This is a genomic window from Sphingomonas albertensis (assembly GCF_014358075.1).
GTDB classification, from domain to species: Bacteria; Pseudomonadota; Alphaproteobacteria; order Sphingomonadales; family Sphingomonadaceae; genus Sphingomonas; species Sphingomonas albertensis.
Genome location: NZ_JACONT010000043.1, coordinates 13765 through 31914, shown reverse-complemented (window position 1 = coordinate 31914; position 18150 = coordinate 13765). Strand labels below are relative to the sequence as shown.

20 protein-coding genes are annotated in these 18150 nt (G+C 66.9%); 2 read left to right on the top strand and 18 right to left on the bottom strand.

Annotated elements, in window-relative coordinates:
* Positions 1–83: 83 nt before the first annotated feature.
* On the bottom strand, positions 84–881 hold the full coding sequence (locus H8S47_RS16120) for an aldo/keto reductase (RefSeq protein ID WP_187504802.1): 798 nt from the start codon (positions 879–881) through the stop codon (positions 84–86).
* A gap of 80 nt (positions 882–961) precedes the next feature.
* On the opposite strand from H8S47_RS16120, the gene H8S47_RS16115 reads away from it, so the two are divergent.
* On the top strand, positions 962–1594 hold the full coding sequence (locus H8S47_RS16115; protein ID WP_187504801.1) for a DedA family protein: 633 nt from the start codon (positions 962–964) through the stop codon (positions 1592–1594).
* Here H8S47_RS16115 and H8S47_RS16110 read toward each other — a convergent pair.
* The 12 genes from H8S47_RS16110 to H8S47_RS16055 form a co-directional block, all read right to left on the bottom strand.
* Complete coding sequence (locus H8S47_RS16110; RefSeq protein ID WP_187504800.1) at positions 1591–2292, bottom strand: DJ-1/PfpI family protein; 702 nt, start codon at positions 2290–2292, stop codon at positions 1591–1593. The two genes, H8S47_RS16115 and H8S47_RS16110, sit on opposite strands and share 4 nt — an antisense overlap.
* 529 nt (positions 2293–2821) lie before the next feature.
* Positions 2822–3346 (bottom strand): hypothetical protein, encoded by a 525-nt coding sequence (locus H8S47_RS16105; RefSeq protein ID WP_187504799.1) that lies wholly within the window; start codon positions 3344–3346, stop codon positions 2822–2824.
* A gap of 73 nt (positions 3347–3419) precedes the next feature.
* Complete coding sequence (locus tag H8S47_RS16100) at positions 3420–3956, bottom strand: demethoxyubiquinone hydroxylase family protein (protein WP_187504798.1); 537 nt, start codon at positions 3954–3956, stop codon at positions 3420–3422.
* Positions 3953–4435 (bottom strand): disulfide bond formation protein B, encoded by a 483-nt coding sequence (locus tag H8S47_RS16095; protein WP_187504797.1) that lies wholly within the window; start codon positions 4433–4435, stop codon positions 3953–3955. Before H8S47_RS16095 ends, H8S47_RS16100 begins: the two co-directional genes overlap by 4 nt.
* Positions 4436–4455: 20 nt before the next feature.
* Positions 4456–5817 carry a S41 family peptidase gene (locus H8S47_RS16090; RefSeq protein ID WP_398457524.1) on the bottom strand — a complete coding sequence of 454 codons (1362 nt, stop codon included), beginning with the start codon at positions 5815–5817 and terminating at the stop codon, positions 4456–4458.
* A 309-nt stretch (positions 5818–6126) separates the two neighbouring features.
* A complete protein-coding gene (locus tag H8S47_RS16085; RefSeq protein ID WP_187504795.1) occupies positions 6127–7299 on the bottom strand; it encodes a murein hydrolase activator EnvC family protein in 1173 nt (390 codons plus the stop codon).
* A 3-nt stretch (positions 7300–7302) separates the two neighbouring features.
* Entirely contained in the window at positions 7303–7725 is a 423-nt protein-coding gene (locus tag H8S47_RS16080; RefSeq protein ID WP_187504794.1) for a 23S rRNA (pseudouridine(1915)-N(3))-methyltransferase RlmH, read from the bottom strand.
* A 30-nt stretch (positions 7726–7755) separates the two neighbouring features.
* Positions 7756–8163, bottom strand: coding sequence for a ribosome silencing factor (gene rsfS / locus H8S47_RS16075; RefSeq protein WP_131583613.1), 408 nt, complete (start codon positions 8161–8163; stop codon positions 7756–7758).
* Between the two features lies 1 nt (position 8164).
* Positions 8165–8779, bottom strand: coding sequence for a nicotinate-nucleotide adenylyltransferase (locus tag H8S47_RS16070; protein WP_187504793.1), 615 nt, complete (start codon positions 8777–8779; stop codon positions 8165–8167).
* Entirely contained in the window at positions 8776–9060 is a 285-nt protein-coding gene (locus H8S47_RS16065; RefSeq protein ID WP_187504792.1) for a type II toxin-antitoxin system RelE/ParE family toxin, read from the bottom strand. The genes H8S47_RS16070 and H8S47_RS16065 overlap by 4 nt, the downstream gene beginning before the upstream one ends.
* Entirely contained in the window at positions 9057–9311 is a 255-nt protein-coding gene (locus H8S47_RS16060) for a hypothetical protein (protein WP_187504791.1), read from the bottom strand. Before H8S47_RS16060 ends, H8S47_RS16065 begins: the two co-directional genes overlap by 4 nt.
* A gap of 31 nt (positions 9312–9342) precedes the next feature.
* A complete protein-coding gene (locus H8S47_RS16055) occupies positions 9343–10605 on the bottom strand; it encodes a glutamate-5-semialdehyde dehydrogenase (protein WP_187504790.1) in 1263 nt (420 codons plus the stop codon).
* Positions 10606–10682: 77 nt separating this feature from the next.
* On the opposite strand from H8S47_RS16055, the gene H8S47_RS16050 reads away from it, so the two are divergent.
* Complete coding sequence (locus tag H8S47_RS16050; RefSeq protein WP_187504789.1) at positions 10683–11792, top strand: DUF3667 domain-containing protein; 1110 nt, start codon at positions 10683–10685, stop codon at positions 11790–11792.
* A 580-nt stretch (positions 11793–12372) separates the two neighbouring features.
* Here the strand turns inward: H8S47_RS16050 and H8S47_RS16045 are convergent.
* The 5 genes from H8S47_RS16045 to H8S47_RS16025 all read right to left on the bottom strand — a co-directional run bounded on the left by H8S47_RS16045 (position 12373) and on the right by H8S47_RS16025 (position 18133).
* The gene (locus tag H8S47_RS16045; RefSeq protein ID WP_235982981.1) at positions 12373–12750 is read right to left on the bottom strand and encodes a hypothetical protein; all 378 of its coding nucleotides are present in this window, start codon (positions 12748–12750) and stop codon (positions 12373–12375) included.
* A 63-nt stretch (positions 12751–12813) separates the two neighbouring features.
* Entirely contained in the window at positions 12814–14802 is a 1989-nt protein-coding gene (gene ftsH / locus H8S47_RS16040; protein WP_187504788.1) for an ATP-dependent zinc metalloprotease FtsH, read from the bottom strand.
* A gap of 122 nt (positions 14803–14924) precedes the next feature.
* Positions 14925–15905 carry a tRNA lysidine(34) synthetase TilS gene (gene tilS / locus H8S47_RS16035; RefSeq protein ID WP_187504787.1) on the bottom strand — a complete coding sequence of 327 codons (981 nt, stop codon included), beginning with the start codon at positions 15903–15905 and terminating at the stop codon, positions 14925–14927.
* 179 nt (positions 15906–16084) lie between these two features.
* On the bottom strand, positions 16085–17029 hold the full coding sequence (locus tag H8S47_RS16030) for a tetratricopeptide repeat protein (protein ID WP_187504786.1): 945 nt from the start codon (positions 17027–17029) through the stop codon (positions 16085–16087).
* 96 nt (positions 17030–17125) lie between these two features.
* Positions 17126–18133 carry a RodZ domain-containing protein gene (locus H8S47_RS16025; protein ID WP_235982980.1) on the bottom strand — a complete coding sequence of 336 codons (1008 nt, stop codon included), beginning with the start codon at positions 18131–18133 and terminating at the stop codon, positions 17126–17128.
* Positions 18134–18150 lie beyond the last annotated feature (17 nt).

The following is an 18150-nucleotide window of genomic DNA, read 5'->3' as shown; positions in this document are numbered from 1 at the left end:
TACCCCGGGGCCGTCGCGCCTGGGGCACGCCCCCTCCACCCCGCCGCTATGCGTCGCGGTCCCCCTCCCCGTGCCGGGGAGGATTACATCGCGTTGGGTTCTGGCCCGAGGCGGCCAGCCGGATCGTCTAGCGCTTCGATCGCGGCGATGTCTTCGTCGTCCAGCGTCAAATCCAGCGCTGCGAAATTGTCGGCGAGATGCTCGGCATCCGAGGCCTTCGGGATCACCGAGAAGCCGTTCGCCAGATGCCACGCCAGGATAACCTGCGCGGCGCTAAGGCCATGCTTGTCGGCGATCCGGAAGATAACCTCATCCTGCAACAGCGTCTTGCCCTGCCCCAGCGGGCTCCAGCTCTGCGTTACGATGCCGTGCGCCTCATGATACGCACGCTGCTCGCGCTGCTGGAAGTTCGGGTGGAGCTCGATCTGGTTGACCGCAGGGGTCACGCCGGTCGCGGTGACGATCGCGTCGATGTGCTCGGGGAGGAAGTTCGACACGCCGATCGACTTGGCCTTTCCGGCATCGCGCAGGGCGATCATCGCCTTCCAGGCGTCGACATACTTGTCCTGCTTCGGCACCGGCCAGTGCATCAGGTACAGATCGACCGAATCGACACCGAGTAGCGCGAGACTCTCTTCCACCGCCGCTTCGGCATCGCCCTGTCGGTCGTTCCAGAGCTTGGTCGTCAGGAACGCGTCAGAGCCCTTGTAGCCATCGCCGACGCCGCGTTCGTTCTCGTAGATCGCGGCGGTGTCGACCAGCCGGAAGCCGATATCGAGCCCGGAGCGGACGATCGCCGCGGCCTGGCTGTCGGGGATTTGCCACGTGCCCATGCCGAGCTGGGGCATCGTGCGGCCGTCGTTGAGTGTGAGGTTTGTCATGCCGCAACCAGCGCACGACTCGCCGGGCGGTTCCGAATGTCTCTTCCCTTCGTCGCCCGGTTCGCGCAATCGACCGAGCCATGTTCGAAAAGATTCTGGCGGTTCTCGCCACCTTCACGATCGGCGTCATCTCGTCGGGTGGTTATGTCGGCATCGCGCTGCTCATGGCGATCGAGAGCGCGTGCATCCCGCTGCCGTCCGAGATCATCATGCCGTTCGCCGGCTACCTCGTCTCGACCGGGCGATTCGACCTGTATCTCGCCGCCACCGCTGGGGCGATCGGGTGCAATCTCGGCTCGATCGTCGCCTATGAAGTCGGCAAGCGCGGCGGCCGACCGATGGCTGAGCGCTGGGGCCGCTTCGTCCTGATCGGGCCGGGTGAGCTCGATGCGGCCGACCGGTTCTTCGCGCGCTGGGGTTCGGCCGCGGTGCTGATCGGGCGGCTGCTGCCGGTGATCCGCTCGTTCATCGCCTTCCCCGCCGGCGTCGCGCGGATGAAGCTGGTACCGTTCCACCTCTACACCTTCATCGGATCGTGGCCGTGGTGCTTCGGCCTCGCCTGGGTCGGCATGAAGCTCGGCGACAAATGGGACAGCGACCCGCGCGTGAAGGCCGCATTCCACAGCGCCGACCTGCTGATCGGCTTGGTCCTGATCGCGCTGGTCGCCTTCTACATCTGGCACCGGGTGCGCGGGCTGAAGCGTCACCCCTAAGTATCCCGGGCGAGGCCGCGCCGTTTCGCCAGCGCCCGGAGGTCGTCGTCGCGCGTAGGGACTAGCGCGTGCATGCGGCGCTGATACGCCGCGACGATCTCGGGCCCCGCGCTGGCGGGTGAGCCGCTGTCGAACGGCGGTGCCGGATCATATTCCAGGCCCAGTTGCACCGCGCGGGCATGCGCCTCGCCGCGGATCATTGCGGTTAGCGTGAGCGCGAAGTCGATCCCCGCAGTGACGCCGCCGCCGGTGACGCGGTTGCGATCGACCACGACGCGCGCGTCGACCGGGATGGCGTTGAACAGGGTCAGCATGTCGCGCTGCGCCCAATGGCAGCCGGCGCGGTAGCCATCGAGCAATCCCGCCGCGCCGAGGATCAGCGATCCGGTGCAGACGCTGGTGACCCAGGTCGCTTCGGCACCGACCGTCTGGACCCACGCCATCACTTCGTCGTCGGCGATCACGGCGTTGGTACCGAACCCGCCGGGCACGCAGATGATGTCGGCGTGCGGCACGTCGGCGAAGGTCGCGGTTGGCAGGATCGAGAAACCGGCGTCGGTCGGGACCGGGTCGAGCGTCTTCCACACGAGATCGAGCGAGGCGTTGCCGAGCCGCGACAGGACCTGCGCGGGGCCGGTCAGGTCCAGCTGCGTCACGTTCGGGAACAGCAGGAAGGCGATGCGCAGGGGTCTGGTCATGCCGGTATTCCTAGCGGGAGGTTCGTCGGGCCGGGAATCGAGACGTCGTTCCCGATCAGCCTAAGGCGCGGGGAAATCACGCCAATCCAGAATCGGGCAAGGCGCGCGCACGAATGAAGTATAGGAAGTATAGACGCTCGCGCAGCATTCTCGTCGTCGACCACCGCACGATTGGTAGCAGTCTCGGCGATCGGGCTCGGGGTGGCTGCTGACGGCATTAGCGCATCATGTCGTGTTCGATCCTTGTAGAACAGCACGGGCTGACGACGTCGGGCGGGCAACCGCGTGGCGGGGTTTGGGCGCTGGGCGAGTAGGTAAGGCGTCGGCGCCATACCGCGCATACCGCCGCGATGGCGCGAGCGGATGTGCGCAAACCGACTGCCAGAGGATCGGAAACTGCTCCCCTCCCTGGAAGGGAGGGGTTGGGGGTGGGTTGGCCAATTTGGGCCACTGGGGTTCGACCACGCGGAAACCGACCCACCCCCTGCCCCTCCCTTTCAGGGAGGGGGGAAGATGTTTCGCAAAGTCCTTATGGGAGGACGGGGACTTCGGCGGCGCGGGTCTTGTTTTCGAGGCGGGATTCTCGAACCCGCTGGCCGAAGCAGCCGGTAGCGCCGCCGGCGCCGACGGCGGAGCAGCTGCCGATCGTGTTCACGCCGGAGCCTGCGTCGAGCGTGCCCTGAGCCTTGGTCGCCCAGCTGGCGTTTTCGGGGGTCACGACGAACTCGCGGAGTTCCTTGGGGACGCGGTATTGCTCCTGCGCGCTGCGGCGGACGCAGACGACGATTTCCTCGCCGTTCTGGTTGGTCGGGCAGCGTTCGTTGCCGAACAGAGTCAGGACGCCGTTGATCGGCGCGTTGCGCGAAACCTGCGGGGGGGCGACGACCGGTTTGGGCTTGGCGGTCGCACCGGGCAGCGCGGGGGCCTTGGCGGGCGGCTGAGCAAGCGTCGGCCCCGTATTGGCAGTGCCCGTATTGGCATTGGGTGTCGGCTGCGCGGTCTGTGCGACGGCGGGACCGGCGACGAGCAAGGCCGCCGCAAAAAGCATCTTCATACGCATCACTCCCACGCGTTCGTTCGGCTTGTTATAGTCGCTTGGCCGTATCCGTTGATCCGTTTCCGTCCGCCTAGATCCGCTTGGCGGTAGCGATCGCGACCTTGCAGCCTAGCCTGATTACCGCGCTCAATACCGGGTAGCCCGGCGTTTCCTCGGCACCTGCCGCGATCGCGGTCGCCTTGTGTTCGAGTTCCTCGGCCTGGAAATCGAGAATGGCGGCAGATAGCTCGGGGTCGCTGGCGCCTAGCTGAACGAGCTGTTCCTCGTAATGCTTGTCGATCTCGGTCTCGACCGCCGCGGTGCAGGCCATCGCAGCCCGCGGGCTGATCGCCGCGGTAACCGCGCCGAGGGCGAAGCCGGCGACCTTCCAGATCGGCTGCAACACGGTCGGTCGCACGCGGCGCTCGACGATCATCCTGTCGAAAAACGCGCGGTGACGTTCCTCCTGCTGCGCCATGTGGTGGATCGAGCGCGATGCCGGGTGGCGGTCGCCGAGCACCGCCAATTGCCCTGCATAAATTCGGATCGCGCCGTATTCGCCGGCCTGGTCGACGCGGATCATCGAATCGGTGGCTCGCTTGACGTCTCCTGGCTTCCAGCCGCTCATCTCGTCTTCCTCATGAGTGCGAATATGGTGAACGCACCGGCGAGGGAAAAGATGGCGTTGAAGCCGGCGAGCGAGATTCCGAACAATTTCCATTGTGGCGCATCACAGCGCACCATCGGCGCATTCATGATCGCTGCGAGACGCTCGGCCGCGGTGGTCCCGGCCATCGAGACGGTCGTGGTGCAGGCGGTGAAGCCGTTCCACCAATGATATTCGACACCGGCATGCGCGACGCCGATCAGGCCGCTGAGCCCGATCAGCAGCCCGGCGATGGTGACCAGCGATGCGCGCAGCGAACGGCCAGGCACGAAGAACGTCGCGCCGGCGATCAGCAACGCGGAATAATGCGGCCAGCGCTGCCAGTGGCACATCTCGCACGGATACAGGCCGCCGAGATATTGCGAGCCGAGCGCGCCGAGCAGCAGGAATGCCGGCAGCAGCAACGCGATAGCGCGGGCGATCTCTTCGTTCTTGGTCATGCCAAGTCCACGACGCACGCTCACTTGGTGGGCGCCTTGGCTGCGTCGGTGGGGTCGGGCTTGATCGGGCGCGGCTTGGTGGCGGCGGCGACCTGCACCGGGCCGCCCAGGCGCGCGACGGTCTTCAGCGCGTAGTAGAGCTGGAAGTCGTCGATGCCCTGTTTCTTCAACTGGTCGGGGGTCTGCGAGAAGCGCGGATCGGTCTTGGTATCCTCCTCGAGCACCGCGTTGTCGGCCTTCACCTCGTTGATCAAATGTTTGCGCAGGTCGGCCTCGCGGAACACCGGGCGCGACTTGTAGTCGGGATCGGTGAGCTGCGGGACCTTGATGTCGGGCTCGATCCCGCCCTCCTGCACCGACCGGCCGGATGGCGTGAAGTAGCGCGCAGTGGTCAGGCGTAGTGCGGTTTCGGGGCCGAGCTGGAGCACGGTCTGGACCGAACCCTTGCCGAAGCTGCGCTCGCCCATGATCAGCGCGCGGTGGTGATCCTGGAGCGCACCGGCGACGATCTCGGACGCCGACGCGGTGCCGGGATCGGTGAGGACGACGACCGGCAGGCCGTGCGCGTCGTCGCCGGGCTTGGCGTAATAGCGCTCGATATCGGTCTTCTCGCGGCCGCGCTGAGACACGATCTCGCCGTGATCGAGGAACGCGTCGCTGACCTCGATCGCCTGCGTGAGGAGCCCGCCGCCATTCTCGCGCAGGTCGACGACATAGCCGAGCGGGCGGTGGCCGAGCGACTTGTCGATCGCCATGATCGCCGCGCGGGTGTCGGCGCCCGTGTTCTCGCTGAAGGTGTTGATGTTGATATAGCCGACGTCGCCGCGGACTTCCCACTTCACCGGTTTCTGGACGATGATCTCGCGCATCATCGTCACGTCGAGCGGCTTGTCACGGCCGGGGCGGACGAGTCCGAGCGTGATCTTGCTGCCGGGCTTGCCACGCATCTTGCCGACCGCCTCGTCGAGCGAATCGCCGTAGATCAGCTTGCCGTCGATATGCGTGATGTAGTCGCCGGATTTGACGCCGGCGCGGGCGGCAGGGGAATCCTCCTGCGGGGAGACGACCTTGATCGCGCCGTCCTCCATCTGCACCGTCAGGCCCAGGCCGCCGTAATTGCCCTCGGTCATGATCCGGAGGTTTTCGTAGTCGAGCGCATCGACATAGCTGGAGTGCGGATCGAGGCTGGCGAGCATGCCCTGGATCGCGCCTTTGATCAGCGTCTTGTCATCGACCTTGTCGACATATTCCGCCTTCACGCGGTTGAACACGTCGAGGAACTGGTCGAACTCGCGATAGGTGTCGGTGTCGACCGCCGCCATCGCCGAGGTGGCGAGCGGGATCAGCGTCAGCGCGCCGACGATCGCCGTCGCGGTAAGCATAGGAGCACGAATAGGACGGGGCATCGATGGTCCTGCAACCTGAGAAGTGACGTGTCGTACAGTCGTGACGGCGTAGCGTAATGACGTGGTGGCGGCAACGCGCGCGCGGAGTGAAGACTGATGGGGGTTAACGGGGGCTGACTGGGGACTTTTCGATCCTCCCCCGCCAGGGGGAGGTGGCGCCGAAGGTGACGGAGGGGGAGGACACGGAACATCGGTTTCGCTTGCCTCCCCCTCCGTCTGGCAAGGGCCAGCCACCTCCCCCTTGCGGGGGAGGATCGAAGCGCGGCCGCCCGTCCTATCATCCGATCAGCGCGGTCCTATCAGCGACGCAGCATCGACCGGCCGGCCGCGGCGCCGGAGTTCGACGGTGATGCGCGGCTCTTCGCCGGGGGCGTTGCCGATCGGCGTACCCGTCGCGATGCGGTTGCCGGGCTTTGCCGACGTTGCGGCGAGGCCCGTGACGAGGCTGGTCCAGCCATCGGCGTGGTCGATGATGACGATGACGCCGTAATCACGGAAGCGGCGGGCGTAGCGGACCGTGCCTGCGGCGGGGGCGACGACGCGCGCGCGCGGGGCGGTGGCGAAGGTCAGGCCGCGCGACCGGACGCCAGAGTCCGAGACCTCGTCGAAGCCGGTAACAAGCCTGCCCGCTACCGGGACGCGGTACACGCCGCGCGGCGGTGACGGTGGCGTGCTGCCGGGCGCGATGGGGCGTGGGATCGGGCCGGCGAGCGCTATCAGGGCGGCGGCGGTCGCCTTTGCGTTGGTCGTGGCGGCCATCCCATCGACGAGGTCGCGCGCGCGTTCGCCCAGCGCGAGCGCGCGGTCGGACTCGCTGAGCGCGCCGCGGCTGAGGGACTGGCTGCGCTGACGATGGCGTGCTTCGAGGTTGGCCAGTGCGATGCGGTCGCTCTCCAGGCGCGCGCGGCCTTCGGAGAGGGCTTTGGCAGCCAGCGTTGCGCTGGCCTGCAAACGCCGCGTCTCGGCAAGTTCGGCGCGAAGGGCTTCGGTACGCTGGCGGACGACGGGCAAGGCGCTGCCCAGCACCGCGCGGACGTGGACGAGGTCGTCGACCGATCCCGGCTGCGCCACCGCGACGATCGTCGGGCGGCGGGCGAGCGACTCCAGCGCGGCGAGAAGGCGTGCGACAGGCGCTTGCGCGCGGCCGAGCTTGGCGCGCTGATCGGTTAGCAAGCGCTCGACCAACGTCACGCGCGCGCTGGCGGTCGCGAGGGTCGCTTCGGCAGCCGTCACGCGGGCGGCGAGCGCCTGTTCCTCCCGGCGCGCCTTGTCGGCGGCGTTGCGTTCTTGGGTAGCGGCGGCGGCGAGCTTGGCGGCACGGCTGGCAGCGATCGCGGCATCGCGTTTCGCTGCGACCAGGCGTTGCTGCTCGGTCGCCAACTCGGGCGCTTTAGTTTGTGCGACCACGCCCGCCGCCGCGAACAGCGCCGCGATCGCCAAGACGCCCCCTGCCCTCATGCATCACCCTTCGCGGTGATAGGGGTGATTGGCAAGGATGCTGGTCGCACGGAAGAGTTGTTCGGCGAGCATCGCGCGGGCGAGCAGATGCGGCCAGGTCGCGCGACCGAACGAGAAGAGCAGGTCGGCCTCGTCGCGCGCCGCGTCGTCGAAGCCGTCGGCCGCGCCGATCATGAACCGCGCCTCGCGCACGCCGTCGTCGCGCCATCGCTCGAGCTTCTGCGCAAACTGCGTCGACGACAGCGTCTCGCCCTTCTCGTCGAGCAGGATGCGCTTGGTCTGCTCGCCGACCAGCGGGATCTTGCCGCCGGTATCGGGGAGTTCGGACACCTTGGTCGGCCAAGCGATCCGCTTGAGATAGCGGTCGACCAGGTCAGCCTCGGGCGAGCGCCCGATCCGACCGCGGGCGACGATGTGGAGCAGCATGATCCGCTTTCGGGCCGCCTCGGAGCCGGCTTAGTCTTCGTCGGTGAAGGTCGGCACGGGCGGCGGCGTCGGGGCGTCGCCGAATGCCCACATCCGCTCCAAATTGTAGAAGCTGCGGACTTCGGGGCGGAACAGGTGGACGATGACGTCGGTCGCGTCGATCAGCACCCAGTCAGCCGTGGGGAGCCCCTCGATCTTCACCGGGCGCTTGAACTCGGCCTTGATCCGCTCGGCCAGCTTCTGCGCCATCGAGGCGACTTGGCGGGTCGAACGACCGCTGGCGATCACCATATAGTCGGCGATGCTGGTCTTGCCCGCGAGCGGGATCGAGATGGTCTCGACCGCCTGGTCGTCGTCGAGCGACGCGAGGATTAGGCGATGCAGCGCCTCAACCTCTTCGGGGTCGGTCGCGCGAGGGGCAGTAGGGGAAGTGGCCAAGTCAGCTCCTGGGTAAGACTACCGGACCAGCAACGTGCTGGACCCAGTCGGGATTTTTGGCACGCAGGCCGGTTGCGGAGGTCGGGTCGGGTCGGAAGCGCAACAGCACAAGGGCCGGCAATCTCCACGTCGTCCAGCTCTTCGCATGGTCTGTGCGCCGTTGGAAGCGCCGCAGCCAACCCATCGCGGGGGCCGCGAGGGCGCGCCCGTCATATCCCGGACGCGCGATTACCGCAATCGGAACCTCGCGGGCGATCTGGCGCCAGTTCTTCCAGCGGTGGAAGTCGGCGAGATTGTCCGCGCCCATCAGCCAGATGAAGCGGATCTTGGGGTAGCGCCGCTTCAGCTTACGGATCGTGTCGAGCGTGTAGCGGGTGTGAAGCCGTGCCTCGATGTCGGTCTCGCGGATCGGCGCGCGACGGGCCATGCGTCGCGCGGAGGCGAGGCGCGCGGGGAGCGGCGCCATGTCGTTGGCCGCGTCCTTGAGCGGGTTGCCGGGGGACACCAGCCACCACGCCTCGTCCAGCGCGAGCGCGTCGATCGCCGAAAGCGTGATGCCCCGATGGCCGCGGTGCGCGGGATTGAACGACCCGCCGAGGATGCCGACGTGGGTCATGGCTGTCTACGCCAGTTCTCACGACCATGATAAGCGCGCAGGATTTCGACGCCGTGCGGGACGATGCGGTAGATCAAAACATAGTCGGTTTCGGGTACGCGCCACTTGCGCTCGTCGCGGTCGACGATCGGACCTGCGCCGGGAAAATCGGCGAGGAAATTACCTGCCGCGATCGCAGCGCGACCCACTAGGTCGGCATAGTCGAGATCGCGTCGCGCATTGAAATCATCGATCCGTGCGAGATCGATCTGCGCGAGGGGAGTCCAAGTTGCGCGGCTCATCCTCGCCGACGAGCAGCCACGCGCTCTTCGAACCAGATTTCCATCTCTTCCTGGCTGATCAATTCGCCTCGGTCGGCGGAATCGATCCCCTCCTGGATGTAGGCGCGCATCCCGGCATGATGCTCGGCTGCCTCTCGGATCGCCTCGGCAGCGAACTCCTCGCCGGTAATCCCCCGATACCGCGCAAGCTCCTCGACCATCGCAAAGGTCGCGGGATCGAGTGGGGTGGTGATCGAGACGGGCGAATTCATGCGCTTACGCTACGCCGATCGGCTCGGGGCATCAACCGCGCACCTGGCCGGTGCCGCGGCCGATCCATTTATAGGTGGTGAGGCCTTCGAGTGCGACCGGGCCGCGGGCGTGGAGGCGGCCGGTGGCGATGCCGATCTCCGCGCCGAGGCCGAACTCGCCGCCGTCGGCGAACTGGGTGGAGGCGTTCCAGAGGACGATCGCGCTGTCGACCGCAGTCAGGAAGCGCTCGGCGACGCCAGCATCCTCGACGACGATCGCGTCGGTGTGGTGCGAGCCGTGACGGGCAATGTGCGCGACCGCCGCGTCCAAGCCGTCGACGATCGCGACCGAGGCGATCGCGTCGAGATATTCGGTATCCCAGTCCGCGGCATCGGCGGCGGCGATCTCGGGGACGAGCGCCCGTGTGCTTGCGTCGCCGCGCACTTCGCAACCCGCTGCCGCGAGACCTCGGATCAGGGCCGGCGCGTCGGCGTAATCCCGGTCGATCAGCAGCGTTTCCATCGATCCGCAGACGCCGGTGCGGCGCATCTTAGCGTCGACCACGACCGCCGCTGCCATTGCCGGGTCCGCCGAGGCGTGGACATAGACGTGATTGATGCCGTCGAGATGCGCGAGGACGGGAACGCGCGCTTCGGCCTGGACGCGGGCGACCAGGCTCTTGCCACCGCGGGGGATGATCAGGTCGATCACCCCGTCTGCCTTCAGCATCGCGCCGACAGCCGCGCGATCGGTGGTCGGCACGAGTTGCACCGCATCGACGGGTACCCCGCCCGCCTTCAGGCCCTCGACCAGCGCCGCATGGATCGCGCGGTTGCTCCTCACCGCTTCGGACCCGCCGCGCAGGATCGCTGCGTTGCCGGCCATCACGCACAGCGCCGCGGCGTCCGCGGTGACGTTCGGGCGGCTCTCGTAGATGATGCCGATGACGCCGATCGGCACGCGGACGCGCGAGAGCTTCAGGCCGTTCGGACGCTCGCTGGCGTCGATCACCTGCCCGACCGGATCGGCGAGTGCCGCGACTGCCGCGACCCCATCCGCCATTGCCGCAACGCGCGCTTCGTCCAGCCGCAACCGATCCAACAGCGCGCCAGACAGACCGGCGTCCGCTGCGCGCGTCATGTCCTCCGCATTCGCCGCAACGATTCCCGCCGATGCCACCCGGATCGACTCCGCCGCGGAAGCCAGCGCCGCAGCCTTCCGTGCAGACGGCATCGATGCCAGCACCAGCGCGGCCGAGCGCGCGCGGCGGCCCATTTCGGCGATCAATTCGGTCGGATTTTCTGCATCGGCCATGGTCCGCGCGGTAGCATGCGAAGCCCCTCGCGCCAACGCCGCGAACTCGTTACGCTATCGATATTACAGGGGGACTCATGACCGGAGATATCGAAGCAGCGGCGGATATCGCCACGGGCGCCCTGGTCGGGCGCGCGGTCGAACCCAAGGCGGGGAACGCCCACCGTGCGCATGCCGGCCATGGTCCGAACGACGCGCTCTGTCTCAATTGCGGGACCCGGTTACTCGGTGAGCACTGCCATACCTGCGGGCAGTCCGCGCACGTCCACCGTTCGCTCGGCGGGATCGGGCACGAGATCGCGCATGGGGTCTTCCACTTCGAGGGTAAGATATGGCGGACGTTACCGCTCTTGATCCTGCATCCCGGCACGCTCACGCGGCGCTACGTCAATGGCGAGCGGGCGCGGTTCGTGTCGCCGCTCGCGCTGTTCCTGTTCACCGTCTTCCTGATGTTCGCGACGATCGGCGCGGTCGGTGGCGAGATGACGAAGGACTTCCTTCAGGACAAGCGCTCCGCGAAGACGTCGGATTATGCGCGCGAGGCAGCGAAGGCTCGCGTCGCGCTCAACAGGATCGAGGCGCAAAAGGCGGCCGCTGTGAAGGCGGGTGCGACCTATTCGGGACAGTCGATCGCCGCCCTCGACCAACAGGCCAGCGCCGTTCGTACCACCGTTCGCGCGCTCGGCGTGGCGGCGGATATGCAGAACGGCATCGCGTACGGCAAGATCGTCGATCTCGGCGACTTCAAGACCGGTTGGGAACGGCTCGATCACGGCATCGCCAAGGCGAACGGCAATCCGGGGCTGATGCTCTACAAACTGCAGACCAGCGCCTATAAATACAGCTGGGGGCTTATTCCGCTCTCCGTGCCGTTCATGGCGCTCCTGTTCCTGTGGCGCCGCCGGCATCATCTTTACGATCACGCGATCTTCGTGACCTACTCGCTGGCGTTCATGATGCTGTTGACGATCGTGCTGATCGTCGCGGGCGTGATCGGCGTCGCGGAGGGCTGGATCGTAATCGCGGCAATGCTGGTACCGCCGATCCACATGTTCGCGCAGCTTCGCGGGGCGTATTCGCTCCGCAAGCGCTCGGCGGCGTGGCGGACGGTCGCGCTGCTGACATTCGCGTTCACGGTGCTGCTGGCGTTTGTCGTGCTGCTGTTGCTGCACGGGTTGACGGATTAGGTCGGGGGTAGACCTGTCGTTCCGTCATTTTAGAACGGATCGGCAATCCGAGCGCATTCCTCAGCCGAACGAAAATCGGGACGGCCCCAATCGTCGTCATCCCAGCGAAAGCTGGGATCTCATGGCGAAGGTCGCGTCGCTAGCCGACCGGGATACCCCAGCTTCCGCTGGGGTGACGGGCTTGAAGCGGGTGACCGGATTTGTCATTCCCGCGAAAACTGGCTCCCTCCCCAATCGCCGTCGTCCCAGCGAAAGCTGGGATCTCACGGTGCAGGTCGCGTCGCCAGCCAACAGGGATACCCCAGCTTCCGCTGGGGTGACGGGCTTGGGGGCGAGTGACCGAATTCGTCATTCCCGCGAAAACTGGCCCCCTTCCCAATTGCCGTCATCCCCGCGAAAGCCGGGATCTTATGGTGCGGGTCGCGTCGCCAGCCAACGGGGATACCCCAGCTTTCGCTGGCGTGACGGACTTGCAGCGAACTTGGACCGGGAGCCAGACACGGGTCGGACGACGGAGAAGGCTGGTGCGGCGGATCGCGCGTGGTGTCCCTAGCCCCCTAACCCGAACACACGTGCCCGCTCAGCGGCAGGGGTACAGGTTCGCCAATACCCGGGCGTAACCATCCTTGAGGGGGCGTTTCCGGTAGCTGGCGGGGAGTTCCTCGAGACCGTCGAGCATATCCATGATGCCGACCGACTCACCCTCGGGAACACAGGCGATCGGTGGCTTGCCAGCGGCGGCGCGGGCGGCGCGTTCGGCTTTCAGCTGATTGGTCGCGGCTTTCGCCTCGGCCTTCAGCGCGGGGAAATCTGGCGACATCAACGCCATCGGGCCCTGGTCACGCAGCGCGTTGGCGCGGGCGAGGAAGGTGCCGACCGTCATCGCGGCACTCGCCGGCATCGCTAGACCAGCGATCGTCAGCGCGGCGATCAGCGCCTTGGAGCGAACATACGACATGGGCGGCCTTTCCGAGAAAAGACCGCCCATAGAGATACTTAGGTTACTGCTGGGTGAACCGGATCACGCCCCCAGCGGGGTCGGCGTACCGAACGGACCGTTCGGACGCCGCGTCTTCGGGATCGACGTACCTGCACGCGGGACGGTCGACGCCTTCGCACCCGGATCCGGACGATCAAGGTCTTCGCCGGCGATCAGCTTCTTGATCTCGTCGCCTGTCAGCGTCTCGAACTCGAGCAGCGCGCCGGCAACGGTGTGGAGCTGGTCGACATGATCGCTCAACACCTGCTTGGCGCGGTCGAGACCGCCTTCGACGATCCGCTTGATCTCGTCGTCGATAAGCTGGGCAGTCTGGTTCGACATGCGCGAGGGTCGGCTCGACGAGTAACCCAGGAACGACTCGCCCTCAGGCTCGCCATATTCCAGCGGGCCGACCTTGTCCGACATGCCCCAACGCGTGACCATGTCGCGTGCCAGACCTGTGGCGTACTGAATGTCGCCGGATGCTCCGCTGGAGACCTTGTCGTAGCCGAAGATGACTTCCTCGGCGACGCGGCCGCCCATCGATACCGCGAGGTTCGCGTACATCTTGTCGCGGTGATAGCTGTACGAGTCTCGCTCGGGCAGACGCATCACCATGCCCAGCGCACGGCCGCGCGGAATGATCGTCGCCTTGTGGATCGGATCCGAGGCAGCCTCGTGCATCGCGACGACGGCGTGGCCGGCCTCGTGATACGCGGTCATCCGCTTCTCGTCGTCGGTCATGACCATGCTGCGACGCTCTGCGCCCATCATGACCTTGTCCTTCGCCTCCTCGAACTCGGCCATCGCCACCAGACGCTTGCCCTTGCGCGCCGCATGCAGTGCAGCCTCGTTGACGAGGTTAGCGAGATCCGCACCCGAGAAGCCGGGCGTACCGCGAGCGATCACGCGAGCGTCGACATCGGGGGCGAGAGGCACCTTCTTCATGTGGACTTCGAGGATCTTGATGCGACCCTCGATATCCGGCCGCGGCACGACGACCTGACGATCGAAGCGGCCCGGACGCAACAGCGCCGGATCGAGCACGTCGGGACGGTTGGTCGCGGCGATGATGATGATACCTTCGTTCGCCTCGAAGCCATCCATTTCGACCAGCAGCTGGTTCAGCGTCTGCTCGCGCTCGTCATTCCCGTTGCCGAGACCGGCGCCGCGATGACGACCGACGGCATCGATCTCGTCGATGAAGACGATGCACGGTGCGGACTTTTTGGCCTGCTCGAACATGTCGCGGACACGGCTCGCACCGACGCCGACGAACATCTCGACGAAGTCCGAACCCGAGATCGTGAAGAATGGCACGCCGGCCTCACCCGCAATCGCGCGGGCGAGCAGCGTCTTGCCGGTACCGGGCGAGCCGACCAGCAAGGCGCCCTTGGGAATCTTGCCCCCGAGCCGGGCGAACTTGGTCGGGTCCTTCAGGAACTCGACGATTTCCTCGAGCTCTTCGCGTGCCTCGTCGATGCCGGCGACGTCCTGGAAGGTGACCTTACCCTCCTTTTGCGTCAGCATCTTCGCGCGGCTCTTACCGAAGCCCATCGCGCCGGAGCCCGAATTCTTCTGCATCTGCTTCAGGACGAAGAACGCGATGCCGAGGAACAGCAGGAATGGCAGCGACTGATACAGGAGCAGCGCCAGCATCGACGGACCCTCTTCGGGCTTCGCGCTGATCGAGACGCCCTTCTCGCGCAGCCGGGGCACGAGCGTCGAATCCTGGATCGGGTAAGACTTGAACTTCTCGCCCGAGGACAATGTCCCCGAGATGATATCGCGCGAGATGTTGACGTCCTTGACTGTGCCCTCGTCGACCTTGTCGAGGAACGCCGAATAGGCGATCGTGTTGCCGCTCGACGCCGCGGTGCGGCCGTCGAACATGGTCACGAACAGTGCCAGCGCGAGCAGGATGCCGACCCAGATCAACAGGCTTTTCATCCAGGGATTGCCGCCGCCGTTCTCGGGGCCACCGTTTCCGGGGCCCTGGGGCTTCTGACCGCGGTTGTCGTTGTCGCTCATGGGTGCACGATACCTTTCACCGCACAAGATAAGCGTGCGCAGGTTAATGGCAATGGAACAACGCGCGAGTTGCGTTGATCAGTGTGAACGGATCGTCACGTGGTTCAGGCGGGGCCCGACGTTCAAGCAGGGCCCGACGCGGGGGCCCGACGCGGCGGTGCCTCGCGGAAGCGCCAGACGTCGCCGCGGACGCTGGCGATGATCCCGGCCTGCGTGGTGCGCTTGCCGGCCATCAGCGAGTCTAGCAACTTCTCGATGTTCGCGGCCTCGGTCCATTCCGGCGCGACGATGCCCGCCTCGGTGCGGACCGTGCCGATCGCGCGGCGAGCGAGGCGGCGGAGAATCTCGCGGGGAAGCTTCTCGACCGCGAGCTTCACCTCTCCGCCGCCGACCTTGGCGCGTTCGCTCCAGATCCACTCGACCATCGCGCGGACGTCGGTATCGGTCTCGGCGAGTGCCGCGGCCGCGCGGGCGAGGTTGGGCGTACCCAGCCATTCATTCTCGCCGAGCAACCGGCGGAAGCGGGTGCGGTCGTGACGGTCGTCGTGGTTCGAGGGATCGTCGAAGAACGGCACTTCGGCACGACGGACGATCGCGCGGAGTTCGGCGCGGCGCCAGTCGAGTAGTGGGCGAATGACCGTGACGCCGTGGATTTCGGTGCGGGCACGTACACCGGCAAGCCCCGCGAGGCCGGAACCGCGGGCGGCGCGCATCAGGAAGGTCTCGGCCTGGTCGTCGGCGTGATGGCCGGTGACGAGCGTCCCTGCCCCGATCGCGCGGGCGTGATCGGTGAGCAGGGCATAGCGCGTGGTGCGAGCCTGCGCCTGGATACTGGCGCCGGTGATCGGCTCGCTCGGCGCGAGCGTGGCGTGGGGGATGCCGAGCGTCGCGCAGTGCGCAGCGACCATCGCGGACTCTTCCACCGCTTCGGGACGGAGGCGATGGTCGATGCTGGCGACCGTGAAGCCGGGGGGGAGCGCTTCGTGCGCGAGGGTGAGCATCGCCATGCTGTCGGGGCCACCCGAGACGGCGAACAGCGGGTTGGTGATGTCGCTGGCCAGCCGCGCGAAGTCGGCGGCGAAGCGGCGGCCTTCTTCGGTCATGCGCGGTTGGCCGTGTGCAAAGCGTCTTTCCTCCCCTTCGAGGGGAGGTGGCTGGCGCTTGCCAGACGAAGGGGTGACCCGCTCTCGATGGCGCGATACCCCTCCGTCAGCCCGATGGGCTGCCACCTCCCCTTGCAGGGGAGGATTTCAGAGGGGCCGGTGTTCATTGGTGAACCTGCTTACTTGCACTTCGCCGCGCTGCGCCCGGCGGCAACCTGGCCCTTCATCGCCGAGGCCATCTTCGCTCCATAGACGTCGTTGAGCTCGTCATACACCTTGCAGGCATCGGCCGGCTTGTTGAGCTTGGTCAACGCCTGGCCGAGGTACAGCAGGCTGTCCGACGCCCGCTCGCCGTCGGGCATCTTCTTGTAATTGTCGTAGAACGCCATCGACGCGAGGCTCGGCTTGCCCTCGTCGAGATACGCGCGGCCGAGCAGGTTCTGCGCATAGCTGGCGCGCTTGCTCTTCGGATAGTCGGCGACGACCTTCTTCAGCTGCGCCTGGGCCTGCGGATATTGCTTGGCCTCCCAAAGGCGGTAACCGTACAGATACTCGTCCTCCGCCGGATCGCCGGTGGCAGGCTTCTCGACCGAAACCCTGGTCGGAGCCGGCGTGTCCGGTCTCGACGCCGTCTCGGGGCGGGTCGTCGGGCGCGACGGGCCGCCGTTCGAGGGGCCGGCATTCGAGGGATCGTCGGGCTCGGTCGGACCGCCGGTGCCGGCGATCGGCGCGGGGCCGGTTTCGAGCGTCTTCATCCGCGCGTCGTTCGAGCGGCGGTAATTGTCGAACGCATCCTGCAACTGGCGCGTGCGGTTCTGGTTCTGCTCGATCTGCTCGGTGAGCGAGGTCATCTGCTGTTCGAGCGACGTCACGCGCTGGTTCACGTCGGCGAGCGCACTGGTCGCGGGCGAGCCCGGCCCCGGGCCCTGCTCGTTCTGCGGCGCGCGCACTTCGGGCTGGAGCATCTGGCCGGCACCACCGGGGAAGACCTTCCGCTGGACCGCGCGCATTTCGCTTTCGAGCTTGCCGACGCGGCCCTCGACGTTTTGCGCCTGGGCGCCAGTGGAGATCGCGGTCGGCATCAGGGCCGCGAGGCAGACGCCGATCAGAATAGACTTACGCATGGGCCACACCCCCCGGTGGATTGGTTAATCGTCCGGGTATAGCTGCACTACCCATCCTGTCGCCAGCCTTAAGGCCCTGGCGATGCCCGCCGGTTCTCACGGGGTCGGCGTTGCCGTAGCGGCGGGCGGCGGGTTGGCGGCAGCGTCCAAATTGGCACGCTGGGTTTCGGTCAGGGGCCGACGCGGCGTACGCGGGCGGCTGCTCGTACGCGACCGCTCGCTGGTTCCGGACGGCGTGGCCGACGCGGCGGTCGGCGTCGGCTGCGGCTCAGGCGTACCGGCAAGACGCGCGGCGATCGCCGGCGCCCCGATGCGGACGTCCTTGATCGCGCGTTCGCCGGTGCCGAGCGCCGGCGCGGCGGCACCATTGAGCGTCACCGCCAGCTTGTCCGCCCGACCGATGTTGATCATCGGGTCCTTCGCGTCCTTGGGCACGTCGAACTTCTCGCCCGGCTTCATCGTGCCGAGGTAGAGCGTCTTGTTGTCGGCATCGTAGACGCGCATCCACACCTCGTCCGAGGCGGTCAGCGTCACCTGGCCGTTCGCGGGCGTCGCGGGGGCAGGCACGGGTTGCGCGGTCTGCGCGGTGGGGTTCGGCGCGGTTTGCGCAACCGGCGTCGCGGTCGAGGACTCGCTCGATCCGCGGAACATGTCGGTCCCGTACCAGAGGCCGACCAGCACCAGCACCGCGATCGCGATCCCCAGCGCGACGATCGCGATCCCACGCGAGGGTACGCGCGACGGATCGGTCATCTCGTAAGGTTCGTATTCGGGCGTGCGGCGGCCGAGCTTGGCGACGTCTTCGCGCACCAGCTGCGCGATCCGCACCTCGTCGACGCCGACCGCACGCGCATAGGCGCGGCTGAAGCCGACCGCATAGGTGGAGGACGGCAGTGCGGAATAGTCGGATGCCTCGATCGCCTCGAGATGGCGCAGCGGCACGCGCGTACGTGCGGCGATATCCGCGACGCTCAATCCCTGCGACTCGCGGCTGTTCCGAAGAATGTCGCCAGCACGCTCTGGTACAGCGGGCGTAGCGTTCTGGCCGGTTTCGACCTCGTCCATTCTTGTCTCCGAAGCGGGCTGCGTAGCGTTGCCCGTCATGCCCCCCGTCTTTCAGA

What these genes read in the sequence shown, in the direction of transcription:
- H8S47_RS16120 (WP_187504802.1), bottom strand. Translation starts at nt 881, where the DNA reads ATGACAAACCTCACACTCAACGACGGCCGCACGATGCCCCAGCTCGGC.
- H8S47_RS16115 (WP_187504801.1), top strand. Translation starts at nt 962, where the DNA reads ATGTTCGAAAAGATTCTGGCGGTTCTCGCCACCTTCACGATCGGCGTC.
- H8S47_RS16110 (WP_187504800.1), bottom strand. Translation starts at nt 2,292, where the DNA reads ATGACCAGACCCCTGCGCATCGCCTTCCTGCTGTTCCCGAACGTGACG.
- H8S47_RS16105 (WP_187504799.1), bottom strand. Translation starts at nt 3,346, where the DNA reads ATGAAGATGCTTTTTGCGGCGGCCTTGCTCGTCGCCGGTCCCGCCGTC.
- H8S47_RS16100 (WP_187504798.1), bottom strand. Translation starts at nt 3,956, where the DNA reads ATGAGCGGCTGGAAGCCAGGAGACGTCAAGCGAGCCACCGATTCGATG.
- H8S47_RS16095 (WP_187504797.1), bottom strand. Translation starts at nt 4,435, where the DNA reads ATGACCAAGAACGAAGAGATCGCCCGCGCTATCGCGTTGCTGCTGCCG.
- H8S47_RS16090 (WP_398457524.1), bottom strand. Translation starts at nt 5,817, where the DNA reads ATGCTTACCGCGACGGCGATCGTCGGCGCGCTGACGCTGATCCCGCTC.
- H8S47_RS16085 (WP_187504795.1), bottom strand. Translation starts at nt 7,299, where the DNA reads ATGAGGGCAGGGGGCGTCTTGGCGATCGCGGCGCTGTTCGCGGCGGCG.
- H8S47_RS16080 (WP_187504794.1), bottom strand. Translation starts at nt 7,725, where the DNA reads ATGCTGCTCCACATCGTCGCCCGCGGTCGGATCGGGCGCTCGCCCGAG.
- H8S47_RS16070 (WP_187504793.1), bottom strand. Translation starts at nt 8,779, where the DNA reads ATGACCCACGTCGGCATCCTCGGCGGGTCGTTCAATCCCGCGCACCGC.
- H8S47_RS16065 (WP_187504792.1), bottom strand. Translation starts at nt 9,060, where the DNA reads ATGAGCCGCGCAACTTGGACTCCCCTCGCGCAGATCGATCTCGCACGG.
- H8S47_RS16060 (WP_187504791.1), bottom strand. Translation starts at nt 9,311, where the DNA reads ATGAATTCGCCCGTCTCGATCACCACCCCACTCGATCCCGCGACCTTT.
- H8S47_RS16055 (WP_187504790.1), bottom strand. Translation starts at nt 10,605, where the DNA reads ATGGCCGATGCAGAAAATCCGACCGAATTGATCGCCGAAATGGGCCGC.
- H8S47_RS16050 (WP_187504789.1), top strand. Translation starts at nt 10,683, where the DNA reads ATGACCGGAGATATCGAAGCAGCGGCGGATATCGCCACGGGCGCCCTG.
- H8S47_RS16045 (WP_235982981.1), bottom strand. Translation starts at nt 12,750, where the DNA reads ATGTCGTATGTTCGCTCCAAGGCGCTGATCGCCGCGCTGACGATCGCT.
- ftsH (WP_187504788.1), bottom strand. Translation starts at nt 14,802, where the DNA reads ATGAGCGACAACGACAACCGCGGTCAGAAGCCCCAGGGCCCCGGAAAC.
- tilS (WP_187504787.1), bottom strand. Translation starts at nt 15,905, where the DNA reads ATGACCGAAGAAGGCCGCCGCTTCGCCGCCGACTTCGCGCGGCTGGCC.
- H8S47_RS16030 (WP_187504786.1), bottom strand. Translation starts at nt 17,029, where the DNA reads ATGCGTAAGTCTATTCTGATCGGCGTCTGCCTCGCGGCCCTGATGCCG.
- H8S47_RS16025 (WP_235982980.1), bottom strand. Translation starts at nt 18,133, where the DNA reads ATGACGGGCAACGCTACGCAGCCCGCTTCGGAGACAAGAATGGACGAG.